Source organism: Salinimicrobium sp. TH3 (assembly GCF_026676115.1).
Taxonomy (GTDB): domain Bacteria; phylum Bacteroidota; class Bacteroidia; order Flavobacteriales; family Flavobacteriaceae; genus Salinimicrobium.
The window spans coordinates 144195-157063 of record NZ_JAPONB010000002.1 but is presented as its reverse complement, the minus strand read 5'-3'; the positions used below and the strand labels follow the sequence as shown (position 1 = coordinate 157063).

Here is a 12869-nt window from a genome sequence, read left to right as displayed (position 1 = left end):
AAGGGCTTTAGCTCAATTGAAATTTCAGAGAAATGAAACTATGTTTCGTTCTCAAATTCCAAAATATCCCCTGGTTGACAATCCAATTCTCGGCAGATAGCTTCAAGGGTTGAAAATCTAACTGCTTTTGCTTTACCGGTTTTTAGAATTGAAAGGTTTGCTGTTGTTATCCCAATCCTTTCAGCCAGTTCATTACTCTTCATATTTCGCTTTTCAAGCATGGTGTCAAGATTTACAATAATTGGCATGGCTTATACAGTTAGTTCGTTTTCCTCTTTCAGAATTTTTGCGCTCCTGAAGATCTTGCTCAGGTACATGAAGAATAAGCCAATGGCAAGAACGAACCAAAATGAACCAAAAGAAAAATTAATTCCTACGGCGATATCTGCTTTGGCTTCAATCAACATTTTGCCAGTGGAATCTGTAAATGCTTGTGCTAATGTTATAATTACGATCAGCTGACCAACCAGGTGCAACGCAGCGATCTGAAACCTCGTGTACAATTTGCCTTTAAAGAAACTTCTCACCAGTTTTCTAAGAACATAAACAGTATACAAAACCAATCCTCCAATGGCGAGTTCCGAGGTTACAAGAATTATGGTTACAGGAGTGAATTCTGAAAGGATTCTGTCGTTCACCTCAATGGGATAAAAATCCGGACTCATTATTAGTGCAAGTATAAAAATAACAACTGCGCCAAAGAAGGTTAGTGCCAGTAGAATAAAACAAATATCCAGGATAGTTTTTAAAAGAATTGGTTGTTTCAAGAGTTATGAGCCTCAGAGAGGCGGCATGTTTATAGCAGAAAGATCCTTTCAGAAAATCAAAGCTCCAGGGGAGCGACATAGGTATTATGGATGAAGAGCGTCCATAAACTGCCACTTCAGCCCAAGGATTTAAAACAGGGCTTCAGCCCAATGTTAATCGCAACCGAATATCTCATCAAAAAATCACTTTTTTGACAACCATGCTTCCCGCTCTTTCACGGCTTTGGCGGTTGCCTTTGGATCTATTGAAATAGTATAAGCAGGGTCTTTTTCCAGCATCACAGTTTTCTTCATCTTCCTCCCAAATCTTTCGATTTCCAGTGTTATTGTATCCTGCGGATTAAATTTGCTGAATTTATCTTTCCATGAATGATCTTTCTCCAGTACGATTCCACTTAATGAAATTATCTGGTCTCCTTCACTCAAGCCAGAGGTATAGGCGGGAGAACCTTTATATGGATTGCCGCTAATGTAAAACCCGTCATCATCTGTTCTTACTGAGGCTCCAAAAAAGGCATTTTTGGCACCCCTTTTTATTTGTAGTCCTACGTGGGCAAAAAGTTTTTCATAATCTGGCATTTTACTGCTATAGATGTAATCATTAAAATAAGATTTGGCGAATTCCTTTCCGGCGTAAGTGGATAGGGCTCTTTCCAGATCTTCAATGTCGTAAGGAATTTCAGTTTCTCCATAGGTTTCCCATACAAGCTTCATAAATTCATCCAGATTTTGCCCTTTTTGACGGAGCTGTAAATCCAGGGCCAGTCCAAGCATACTTCCGTAAGAATAATAAGAGATAAACGTATTCTCCCTGTTCACAGGATCGATAGAAGCTGCAGCATCAACAAAAGGTGCCTGATAACTCATCTCCACCGGATTGAAAAATTCTCTTGCAGGAGAATTCCAGACGTAGTTAAAGGTGCCGTTGAGGCTTTTTACATATTCCTCTGGTGTGAGTATTCCCGCCCGCGCCAGAGTGACACCTGTGTAATAGCTTGTAAATCCTTCAGCGAACCAGAGGAGGCCGCTCATATTGGCTTCAGTAAAATCAAAGGGTTCAAGAGATTCCGGCCGTATTCTCTCCACGTTCCAAGCATGAAAGAACTCATGTGCTACAGTTCCAATATTTTCCTTCATACCTCCTTCGCCAAGACTGGTAACATCTGTAAGGACGGTACTATTCCTGTGTTCCATCCCGTCACCGGAGACATTTGGCATATAACAGGCCAGGAAAGTGTACTCGCCAAAATCGAATTCCGGTAGCTCTCCAAAAATGGCTTTTTGCTGTCTCACTATTTCCTTAACCTGCTCCCAGTATTCGTCGAATTCCTGTTCTGTTCCCGGATGGTGTAAAATAAATTTTATCTCTTCTCCATCAATCTCAAATTCCCGACTATCAAAATCACTAATCTCAGTTGGACTATCCATGAAGTAGTAAAGATCTGGAGCGTAATATTTGTTGCCTTCGAGCTGCTTCAGTTGGGTTGCAATCTTCCATGTAGGATGAGCCTGAGTGTCAAAAGTGACTTCTACAGGTCGTTTTTTAAGGGCTTCAGAATACATGAAAGTCGCCGGAATATTGAGGTGAGCATGATTTTCATCTATTTGCGTATATGTCCCATCGGCCCTGTTTCCGAAGAGGATATATTCCAGATTCACCGTTCCGTCGTGATCTGTGATAGTCCATGAATATGGATCTGGTCGAATTATTTCCAGCTTTTCTCCTTTGGAATTGGTTGCTTTAACTCCATAAACATTTTTAGCGAATTCGTGCAGGGCATAACGGCCCGGGGAAGTGCGGCTCATTCGCACGCTCAAACTGTCCTGCTTAAGATAGGGGAAAGTAACCTTCACATTTGCCTCATGATGCCCGGCATTTTCAAATGAAATGGTGTAAGTATTGGTTTGGGAAAAACCTGCGGAAGTCAAAAGGAAAAAAAGAAAAAGAATACGCATAAAAAATTTTTGCCTGAAAATATAAAATTTTGAGCAGACTGCTGCTCCTGAAGGAACTATATGCCTGTGCAGGAGCAGAAACCCTTGAGGTTTTACAAAGTAGCTGAGTTTCAGAATCAAAAATTTCTGCTGCTGAAGCTGATTTGTTTTTTAAAATTCAAAAATGACAATTTCAGCTGAGTTTTTCCTGTAATAAATTGAGTAAGAAATGGAATTCCACAATAGTAAAAAGTCCCTGTGGGTTTAAATCCTCAGTTTTTCCTGCTATATTTGTGTTTCCAGATATTTGAACGTTCCCTATGCTTTCAGCTATACTCTTAGGTTTTATCTTTTCCATTTTCCTGGTTTTCGCCGGGAAATTCTTTAAAGGTAAACTTGCTGTACTTTCTTCGCTCGTTCCACTGGCGCTGTTTTTATATTTCCTTTCTTTTCTACCACGAGTATCCGGTGGAGAAGTGATAAGGCAAAATATTGAATGGGTGCCTTCCCTGGGTCTTAACTTAAATTTCGCCCTTGACGGACTTTCCCTTTTGTTTTCGCTGTTGATCACCGGGATTGGATTCCTGGTCTTCGCTTATACGGCGGCATATTTAAAAGGGCATGATTATCTCGATAGGTTTTATGGCTATTTAGGAATGTTCATGGGCGCTATGCTAGGCCTGGTGCTAAGTGATAACCTGTTGTCCATGTTCATATTTTGGGAGCTTACCAGTATAAGTTCTTTTTTCCTTATTGGTTTTAATAATACCAGTGAGGCTTCAAGAAAATCGGCTGTGCTGGCCCTTGCAATCACCGGCTCCGGTGGGTTCTTGCTATTGGCGGGCGCCCTTTTGCTGGGAGGTGTGGCAGGTACTTATAGCATTACCGAAATGGTCGGCCTTAGTGATAGTATTGTTCAAAGTGAATATTACCTCTGGATCGTCATTTTAATATTTGGTGCAGCCTTTACAAAATCTGCACAGTTTCCATTTCATTTCTGGCTTCCCGGCGCCATGAAAGCACCCACGCCGGTATCTACTTACCTGCACTCGGCTACGATGGTAAAAGCAGGGATTTACCTGTTGTTGCGTTTTACGCCAGTTTTGGGAGGAGAAGAAATCTGGAACACTACATTAATAATAGTTGGAGGTATAACCATGTTTTATGCTGCCGTACATACCCTGTTTAGAACAGACCTCAAAGGCGTACTGGCCTATTCCACTATTTCGGTTCTTGGGATCCTGGTTTTTCTAATTGGCCTGGGCACGCAGTATGCCCTAACTGCCGCAGCGGTCTATATTATTGTTCATGCGCTTTATAAGGCTACATTATTCCTTGTAACCGGGATCATAGATCACGAAGCAGGGACACGCGATGTTACCCGTCTTGCCGGATTGCGAAAAGTAATGTTGCCGGTGGCAATCGCCGGATTTTTGGCAGCCCTTTCCAGTGCGGGAATGCCACCTTTTGTGGGGTTTGTGGGGAAAGATCTTGTTTATGAATCAACGCTGCAAATGGGCTCATGGTCTATTGTGCTTACTATAATCGCAATTGCAACAAATATTCTTGTGTTATATGCAGGATTTGTGGCGGGTATTAAACCTTTTACGGGGAAACTTCCCGAAGGTCTCTCAAAAGTTCATCTTCCAAGTTTTCTCATGTGGCTTCCGCCCGTGATTCTGGCGGTGCTGGGATTGGTCGTGGGAATCTTTCCTGCCCTTATTGATGGTCCCCTTGTTAAACCTGTGGTAGACGCCGTGGGAATGGCCGGGAGCGAAGTACACTTAAAGTTGTGGCATGGATTCAATCTTGTGCTTGGGTTAAGTGCTTTAACGCTTGCAGTAGGATTTGTGCTTTACTTAACGGTGAAGCCCTCCCGGAGCAAAGAGAGAGGAATTGCGAGATTGGATTTTATTGCGCCTCTTACCCTTATAACCGACTTTGGAAATCTTTTTAAATCATTTTCGAACTGGTGGACTCGTATCTTCCAAAATGGATTCCTTCGGAATTATGTTTCGACCATAATCCTGTTCCTGGTGGTTCTTGTTGGTTATTCTTTGTTTACAAAACATGATGGAATTCCAATAGATTTTTCTTCTTTTTCAAGGATGACCTATTATGAAATGATCATAATGGGGATCATGTTCCTGGCAGTACTATTTGTTGTGGGAGCCAGGTCAAGGTTAACAGCTGTGGTAGCTATGGGTGTTGTGGGCTATGCTATATGCCTTATGTTTGTGATTTACAGCGCTCCAGATCTTGCCATGACACAATTTTCAATTGATACCCTTACCGTGATTCTCTTTGTGCTGGTATTGTCAAGTTTGCCAAAATATTTATCGATTTCAGATTACAGGATGAAGGCCATAGATGGAATTCTTTCTATTTCTTTTGGAGTCCTGATAACTTTAATTGCGCTTGAAGTACTTAGCCAACCGGTTAATAAGGAGGTAAGTAATTTCTATGCGGACAATGCTTATGTATTGGCAAAAGGGAAAAATGTTGTAAATGTGATCCTGGTTGACTTTAGAGGTGTTGATACTTTAATGGAGATCTCGGTACTTACTATTGCAGCTATTGGGGTATTCAGCCTTTTGAAGTTAAGGTTAAGAAGAGATGACAGGGAATTAAAAGATTAAAACATGAAGACGATAATATTACGTACCGCCTCGAATTATATGTTGCCGTTGCTACTTGTGTTTTCGGTTTTCATTTTGTTGCGGGGTCATTATTTACCCGGTGGAGGATTTGTAGGTGGATTGATTGCCTCAATTGCATTTGTGCTTCATGCCTTTGCAAATGGCCTTGAAGATACACGAAAGCTCATCCGGTTCCATCCCGGATTTCTTATGCCTGCTGGATTGACAGTATCCTTCCTAAGTGGGATATCACCCATCATATTTGCTAATAAGCCTTTAATGACGGGATTGTGGTATCCGCACCACTTGCCTATCGTAGGAAACCTTGGATCGGCTTTATTTTTTGATATCGGGGTTTTTCTCGTAGTAGTGGGAGTAACCCTCACCATTATATTCACAATATCTGAATCTGCTTAAACTATGGAAATACTTTTAGCGGTCATGATTGGTACTCTTTACGCTGCGGGCATTTATATGATCCTTAGGCGCAGCCTGGTGAAGCTCATCATTGGGATTATCCTGCTGGGGAATGGTGCCAACCTGCTTATTTTCCTGTTGGGGCGTATTGCCAAGGGTGCACCACCAATAATTCCGGAAGATTCAAAAGTGTTTCTTGAAGCGTACTCAGATCCGCTTCCGCAGGCCCTAATTCTTACAGCTATTGTAATTAGTTTTGGTTTGCAGTCTTTCGCCATAGTCCTTGTAAAGAGGGCGCATAAGGTGGTGAAGACAGATGATCTTGATGAAATGAACGCAACAGACGAATACTCATGATCGAACAGTTAGTTATTTATCCCCTTGTTATTCAAATGCTCCTGGCGATCGTCTTGATGTTCTTTTGGAGCAGGATTAAGTGGCAAAGAGTTATAAGTATAATAGGAAGTGTGGTCAACCTGGGTATGGCTGTATGGCTTTTTGTCCTGGTGTGGCAGAATGGAACCCAATCCATACAGGCGGGAAACTGGGAGGCACCTTTCGGAATTACTTTTGTAGCCGACACCTTCGCAGCGACCCTGGTTTTATTGACATCTATTGCCGGACTTGCCGTTTCCAGTTTTTCGGCCGGATCGGTCATCTCTGCCCGTCTCAAATTCGGGTTTTTCCCAATTTATCATTTTTTGTTACTGGGGCTTAATGGGGCCTTTCTCACAGGGGATATTTTCAACCTTTATGTGTGGTTTGAAATAATCATCATCACTTCCTTTGTGCTGCTTACAATAGGCGGAGAAAAGGCACAGCTGGAAGGAGCGGTGAAATATTTTACCCTTAATATTCTTGCCTCAATTATATTTCTAACTGCTATCGCTGTTTTGTATGGACTTACAGGAAGCCTTAACATGGCCGATCTTGCCTCAAAAGTGGCTGCGGTAGAAAATCGTACTCTTGTACAGGTGAATGCCCTGCTTTTCCTGGTTGGCTTCGGAATTAAATCGGCGCTGTTTCCGCTTTATTTTTGGCTGCCGGCGTCATATCATACACCGCCTTCGGCTGTTTCTGCCATTTTCGGGGGGCTTTTGACGAAAGTTGGGGTTTATGCCTTGATTAGAGTCTTCACCCTCATCTTTGAGGTAGATCCATTCCTGGAGAATGTTCTTCTTGCGGTTGCGGTTCTAACGCTGTTTAGCGGGGCAGTTGGTGCCATTGTTCAGAATAACATTCGGAAAATATTTTCATATCTCGTAATCTGCCATATTGGATATATGATCGCAGGTTTGGGAATGATGACCGAAGTAGCCATAACAGGAGCCATATTTTACCTTATTCACGACATTATGGTAAAGACAAACCTGTTCATGGTAAGCGGGGTGATCTATAAAATTAAGGCAAATCACAATATTAGAAAGCTTGGCGATCTATATGCAGAATATCCAAAGCTAAGCCTGTTATTTGCGGTGCCCCTTTTCTCATTGGTGGGTGTGCCTCCTTTGTCTGGCTTTTGGCCTAAACTCTCTCTTATTTCTGAAGGTTGGAATACAGAGAATTTTACTGTTATCGCCGCTATTCTGTTCGCGAGTTTTATTACGCTTGTTGTAATAGTGAAATTGTGGGGAGAGGTGTTCTGGAAGACCGGTGAAAAGTTGCCTGAAGTGAGAAATTTTCCGTACTTTAATAAGTTAAGCAAAGTGAAACGAACCCAAATGCTGGCTCCTATAATCTTCCTGACTTTGGTGACTCTGTACCTTGGATTTGGTGCAGGAAATATTCAGAATTTAGCTGAAAGGATAGCATTTGAACTTATGGATAACCAGGAATATATAAATACTGTTTTAAGAAAATAAAAGAAGATGAAAAACCGGTTTTTGGCAAACTTACTTCTAACATTTATTTGGGTGGCTCTTACCGGGGGCTTCACTTTTGCCAATATTTTCTTTGGTTTTTTCCTGAGTTATTTTGTGCTTTTTGTGATTACACGGGGTGGCGGCCGCGCCAGGTATTTTAGGCTCGTACCAAGACTTATTAGTTTCTTTTTCTATTTTCTGTACCAGCTCATAAAAGCGAACGTACAGGTAGCCTGGGAAGTGGGGACTCCGAAATTACATATGACACCGGGAATTGTAGGAGTACCCCTCGATGTAAAGTCCGATGGCCAGATCACTCTTTTGGCAAATATGATCACCCTTACCCCCGGAACCCTAAGCCTGGATGTTTCCGAAGATAAAAAAGTTCTTTACGTGCACTCCATGTATATTACGAACAGGGAAGATTTCATTCGGGACATCAAGAACGGATTTGAAAAACGCATTATAGAGATCTCATCATGACCTTAGATAATTACCTGTACTTTGTTATTCTTCCGGCATTATCAATTGCGATCCTGCTGGTGTTCTACAGGTTCTTTCAGGGGCCTACGATTTCCGACAGGGTAGTAGCGGTAGATCTTCTGGTGACCATTGGAATAGGATTTATTGCCGTTTATAGCATACTTTCTCACCAACCCACCTTTTTGGATATTGCTTTGATCCTGGCTCTTATTGGGTTTTTGGCAACTGTGGCGTATTCATTTTATATTCAGAAGCGAAAAAACAGGGACGAATGATAGTAGATACAATCATAGGAATAATTGCAACTTTAGGAACTCTTTTCGTATTGCTCGCGGGAGTTGGTATTCTGCGTATGCCAGATACATACCTTCGCATGGGGGTTACTACCAAAGCTGCGACGCTGGGAATTGGTCTTATCCTTGTAGCCTCGGCTATTTATTTTAATGATCTTTCCACCACAACACGTGTTTTAGCCGTTATAATCTTCATTTTATTGACGGCCCCCGTAGGTGCACATCTTATTGGAAAGGCTTCATATATTAAAGGGAACAAGCTGTGGAAGAAATCTGTTATGGATGACCTTGAGGGGAAATATAGAAAAACGGGTAAAAACATTAGTCTTCCCCGTAATATGGATCATGATAAGGAGACACATTAATCGTCGATCTTCTCATCATCCCTGTGCCCAAACAGCCGTGCAATAAACCTGTCCACAGGATTAAAAACAACATTCACAAAAACAATTACGCCTACAAGCAAAAGTAATTCTGAATATTGTCCAATGGCCGCTAAACAACCCGCACCGGCACTACACCAAACAGTAGCAGCTGTAGTTAATCCCCGTACCACATTTCCTTTATGAAGAATAACCCCTGCTCCAAGAAAGCCTATCCCGGTTACCACCTGCCCAATTACCCTGGTGGTATCCACATAATCATCTCCTGCAAAAGCAAGTGAGGTGAGAACAAAAACGGCAGCACCAAGAGAAACCAGGGCATTAGTCTTTAATCCTGCATTCTTGTTATGTATTTCCCGTTCAATTCCAATAAGAAGACCGGCCAATAATGCCGCACCAATTCTATAACCGAATTCCAGTAGCTCCATTTATATTCTTAATTTAGCTTTCAATGTCGAAATTACCATTAAAAATAGGCAAAAGCCTCGAGAGAAGAAAAGGCGAAGGGTCCATTAGAGAATTAAAATTTTCTAAAGATCTCCTGGACTTTTCCTCGAACGACTACCTGGGATTTTCCCGGAGCCATATTATTTGGAAGAAGGCGAATAAAATACTTGAAGAAAATCTCATTTTAAAAAATGGAGCCGGGGGTTCGCGCCTGCTTACTGGGAACCATGCCCTCTATTCCCCCGCCGAAGCATTAGTAGCGAATTTTCATAAAGCCGAAGCCGCCCTTATCTTCAATTCGGGATATGATGCCAATCTGGGATTTTTTTCGGCTGTGCCGGGAAAGGGCGATCTCATTTTATATGATGAACTCATACATGCTTCTATCCGCGATGGAATCATGTTAAGCGCTGCTAAAGCTGTCAAGTTCAGGCATAACGATCTTAAAGATCTGGAAAAGAAAATCAACCGGCTCCAAAATGGTCTTTTAGGAGAGGTGTTTCTGGTAACCGAAAGTATTTTTTCTATGGACGGGGATTCTCCCGATCTTCATGCCCTGGTTTCTCTTGCTGAAGAAAGTGGAAGTTTCTTAATCGTGGATGAGGCCCATGCCGTGGGAGTAAAAGGTGCGGGAATAATCGCTGAAGAAGGACTGCAGGATAGGGTTTTTGCCCGGCTGGCAACCTTTGGAAAGGCAATGGGAGCCCATGGTGCTGCCATTTTGGGAGCTGAGGATCTTAAAGATTACCTGGTGAATTTCGCCCGGAGCCTTATTTATAGTACTGCGCTGCCACCGCATTCCTTGGCCACCATTATTTCGGCTTACAGGGAACTTCAGGGAGAAGGTGCAACCCAGGTTCAAAGACTTCAGGAGAATATTGATTTCTTCAAAACTCAGGTGTCAAAAAGGGGATTTCAGAAGCATTTTTTGGAGAGTGGTTCTGCTATTCACTGCTGTATTCTACCCGGAAATGAACGGGTGAAGGCGGCATCAAATACACTTGCAGAGAATGGATTTGATGTGCGACCAATACTTTCGCCTACTGTACCAAAAGGGGCTGAGCGGCTTCGGATTTGTTTGCATAGCTTTAATTCTGAAGAAGAAATAAATGACTTACTTGAGGTCTTAAAAAAGGTGTTATGAAAGGAAGTTTTTCAAACGTTGCGGTGTTCCAGTATTCGGCGGAAGCACAAATAATCAAAGGCAGGCTTGAAGCCGAAGGGATTGAAACTTTCCTGGCCGATAATCACACGATAGACACAGATCCTTTGGTAAGTAATGCCATTGGTGGAGTCAAGCTTAGGGTAAGAAAGGAGGACGAAGAAAAGGCGCTGCAGGTCCTGGAAGACATCAGTAAATATTCTGTCGATGATGAAGGGGTGCAGATCACCTGTCCAAAGTGTGGTGGCGAAAAGGTACAGCTTTTTACCAGCGTCAAAAGTTTAAAATCCTTTTTCTTTTTTTGCATCTCTTTTTTAGTATATGTGCTGCCCATGCATATTAAACGGGAATACCACTGCGCGGCCTGCAACAACAAATTTAACTTAAAATGAAACAAACATATTTTATTACCGGTATAGGAACCGAAGTTGGAAAAACCATTGCTTCAGCAATAGTAACTGAAGCTCTTGAAGCCGATTACTGGAAACCAATCCAGGCGGGAGATCTGGAAAACTCAGATACTCACAAGGTAAAGAGGCTTATTACCAACAAAAAGAGCGTTTTTCATGAAAATGCTTTTGAACTTAATACTCCTATGAGTCCGCATGCTGCGGCAAAAATAGATGGAGTAAAGGTATCGGCTAAAAAAATAAAGCAGCCAAAGACCAAAAATTCACTGGTAATTGAAGGTGCGGGAGGCCTTTTGGTGCCAATCAATGATAAGGAAACAATTGCCGATCTTATCAAGCCCGATCATGAGGTGATCATCGTTTCAAAACATTATTTGGGTAGTATTAACCACACCTTACTTACAGTCGAGGCCCTCAAATCCCGGAATCTTTCCTGTGCAGGGATCATTTTTAGCGGAGAAGAAAACCCTTCTTCAGAAGAGATCATTAAAAAAATGACAGGGCTGCCCGTGATAGGCCGAATTGACCTTGAACCATATTTTGACCGGAATGTAGTTTTGGAATATGCCGATAAATTCAGAAGCAAATTAAAGAAAAATGAAGACTGAAACTCTCTCCCAGCGGGATAAAAAGCACCTTTGGCACCCTTTGACACAACACAAACTCGCGGGGAATATGCTCGCGATTGTCAAAGCAAAAGGAGCAATTCTCTATGATGAGAACGAGAAGGAATATATAGATGGAATTTCCAGCTGGTACACGGCAGTTTATGGCCATTGCAATGAAGAGATCACAAAAAAAGTCGCATCACAGATGCTACAGCTCGACCAGGTGGTTTTTAGCGGATTTACCCACGAGCCTGCAATTGCTCTTTCTGAAGCCCTGATTAATATTCTACCCAAAAATCAGGAAAAGCTGTTCTTTAGCGATAACGGTTCTACTGCAACCGAGGTCGGCATCAAAATGGCTTTGCAGTACCACCATAACCTGGGTAATGACCGAAAAGTTTTGCTTGCTTTCGAAGAGGGTTTTCACGGGGATACTTTTGGGGCCATGTCGGTGTCGGGACTTTCGGTTTACAATGGAGCTTTTGAAGATCACTTTTTAAAAGTTCTCCGTTTGCCTGTACCAACCGGAAATAATAATGAAGAGGTCCTTGAACTTCTCAAAAAGGCCATTTCTGAAGAGAATTTAGCCGGCTTCATATATGAACCTCTCATACAGGGCGCCGCCGGAATGAAATTTGTCGATCCTGAAGGTTTAGATCAAATCCTGAAGGTTTGTAAAGAAAATAACATCCTTACAATTGCCGATGAGGTGATGACCGGCTTTGGAAAAACCGGAAAGAATTTTGCTTCAGATCACCTGGAAACAAAGCCCGATATTGTTTGCATGTCCAAAGCCCTAACGGCCGGTCTTTTACCAATGGCAGTAACTTCCTGTACTGTAAAAGTATATAATGCTTTCTATTCTGAAGAGCTTTCCAAAGGTTTTTTTCACGGTCACACCTATACTGCAAATCCTTTAGCATGTACAGCTGCACTGGCAGGAATTGAGCTGCTCGCTTCGGCTGAAATGCAGGAAAACATTGGAAGAGTGATAGCTTCGCATCAATTTTTTATAAAGAAGATTGGGCAGAATCCTAAGGTCAAGAATTTACGGCAACTAGGGACAATTCTAGCCTTTGAGCTTAATGTAGAAATGGAACGCTACGGAAGTCTGCGAAACCGGCTTTTTGAACATTTTATGGGAGATGGTGTGTTTTTAAGGCCCTTGGGGAGTACCATTTATATCGCAGCTCCTTACATCACCACCAATAAACAACTGGAGAAGATCTATGGAAGTATAGAGGATGCCCTGGAAAAATTCTAGCACCATAAAATTTTTAAATTTTTGCATCTCAATTTTTGCATCTCAATTTTTGTATTTTAGAATTATAATTAGGTTGTAGGATTCCTAAAAAGTCTTCACTGTTTTGTGTTACAGGCTTTTGGGATCATCAACACAGAAATTTTAATTTTGAAAGTATAAAGGAATGGCGATAATGTGCCTTTATCTTTGAACCGGCATT

General features: G+C 42.0%; 15 protein-coding genes. 11 read left to right on the top strand and 4 right to left on the bottom strand.

Going from position 1 to position 12869, the window contains the following annotated elements; genetic code table 11:
- Window positions 1–38 precede the first annotated feature (38 nt).
- From OU683_RS03945 to OU683_RS03935, 3 genes are all read right to left on the bottom strand, one after another.
- Window positions 39–248, bottom strand: coding sequence for a helix-turn-helix domain-containing protein (locus OU683_RS03945; RefSeq protein WP_268135430.1), 210 nt, complete (start codon window positions 246–248; stop codon window positions 39–41).
- 3 nt (window positions 249–251) lie between these two features.
- A complete protein-coding gene (locus tag OU683_RS03940) occupies window positions 252–767 on the bottom strand; it encodes a DUF2975 domain-containing protein (RefSeq protein WP_268135428.1) in 516 nt (171 codons plus the stop codon).
- Between the two features lie 183 nt (window positions 768–950).
- Window positions 951–2723, bottom strand: coding sequence for a M61 family metallopeptidase (locus OU683_RS03935; RefSeq protein ID WP_268135426.1), 1773 nt, complete (start codon window positions 2721–2723; stop codon window positions 951–953).
- Window positions 2724–3022: 299 nt separating this feature from the next.
- On the opposite strand from OU683_RS03935, the gene OU683_RS03930 reads away from it, so the two are divergent.
- Genes OU683_RS03930 through mnhG form a run of 7 tightly spaced genes read left to right on the top strand, consistent with a single transcriptional unit; the run spans window position 3023 to window position 8761 of the window.
- On the top strand, window positions 3023–5341 hold the full coding sequence (locus OU683_RS03930; RefSeq protein WP_268135424.1) for a putative monovalent cation/H+ antiporter subunit A: 2319 nt from the start codon (window positions 3023–3025) through the stop codon (window positions 5339–5341).
- A 3-nt stretch (window positions 5342–5344) separates the two neighbouring features.
- Complete coding sequence (locus OU683_RS03925; protein WP_268135422.1) at window positions 5345–5758, top strand: Na+/H+ antiporter subunit B; 414 nt, start codon at window positions 5345–5347, stop codon at window positions 5756–5758.
- 3 nt (window positions 5759–5761) lie between these two features.
- Entirely contained in the window at window positions 5762–6115 is a 354-nt protein-coding gene (locus tag OU683_RS03920) for a Na+/H+ antiporter subunit C (RefSeq protein WP_268135420.1), read from the top strand.
- Entirely contained in the window at window positions 6112–7620 is a 1509-nt protein-coding gene (locus OU683_RS03915; RefSeq protein ID WP_268135417.1) for a proton-conducting transporter transmembrane domain-containing protein, read from the top strand. Before OU683_RS03920 ends, OU683_RS03915 begins: the two co-directional genes overlap by 4 nt.
- 6 nt (window positions 7621–7626) lie before the next feature.
- Window positions 7627–8103 (top strand): Na+/H+ antiporter subunit E, encoded by a 477-nt coding sequence (locus tag OU683_RS03910; protein ID WP_268135415.1) that lies wholly within the window; start codon window positions 7627–7629, stop codon window positions 8101–8103.
- On the top strand, window positions 8100–8378 hold the full coding sequence (locus OU683_RS03905; RefSeq protein WP_268135413.1) for a cation:proton antiporter: 279 nt from the start codon (window positions 8100–8102) through the stop codon (window positions 8376–8378). Before OU683_RS03910 ends, OU683_RS03905 begins: the two co-directional genes overlap by 4 nt.
- Complete coding sequence (gene mnhG / locus OU683_RS03900) at window positions 8375–8761, top strand: monovalent cation/H(+) antiporter subunit G (RefSeq protein WP_326493542.1); 387 nt, start codon at window positions 8375–8377, stop codon at window positions 8759–8761. Before OU683_RS03905 ends, mnhG begins: the two co-directional genes overlap by 4 nt.
- Here the strand turns inward: mnhG and OU683_RS03895 are convergent.
- The gene (locus OU683_RS03895) at window positions 8758–9207 is read right to left on the bottom strand and encodes an MgtC/SapB family protein (RefSeq protein ID WP_268135411.1); all 450 of its coding nucleotides are present in this window, start codon (window positions 9205–9207) and stop codon (window positions 8758–8760) included. The two genes, mnhG and OU683_RS03895, sit on opposite strands and share 4 nt — an antisense overlap.
- Window positions 9208–9230: 23 nt before the next feature.
- On the opposite strand from OU683_RS03895, the gene OU683_RS03890 reads away from it, so the two are divergent.
- The 4 genes from OU683_RS03890 to bioA are packed head-to-tail and all read left to right on the top strand — an operon-like array spanning window position 9231 to window position 12670.
- A complete protein-coding gene (locus OU683_RS03890) occupies window positions 9231–10370 on the top strand; it encodes an aminotransferase class I/II-fold pyridoxal phosphate-dependent enzyme (RefSeq protein ID WP_268135409.1) in 1140 nt (379 codons plus the stop codon).
- Entirely contained in the window at window positions 10367–10780 is a 414-nt protein-coding gene (locus OU683_RS03885) for a putative signal transducing protein (protein WP_268135407.1), read from the top strand. The genes OU683_RS03890 and OU683_RS03885 overlap by 4 nt, the downstream gene beginning before the upstream one ends.
- Window positions 10777–11406: a dethiobiotin synthase gene (bioD, locus tag OU683_RS03880; protein WP_228913617.1), complete on the top strand. Its 630-nt coding sequence runs from the start codon at window positions 10777–10779 to the stop codon at window positions 11404–11406. Before OU683_RS03885 ends, bioD begins: the two co-directional genes overlap by 4 nt.
- Entirely contained in the window at window positions 11396–12670 is a 1275-nt protein-coding gene (gene bioA / locus OU683_RS03875; protein ID WP_268135404.1) for an adenosylmethionine--8-amino-7-oxononanoate transaminase, read from the top strand. The genes bioD and bioA overlap by 11 nt, the downstream gene beginning before the upstream one ends.
- The last annotated feature ends 199 nt before the right edge of the window (window positions 12671–12869 follow it).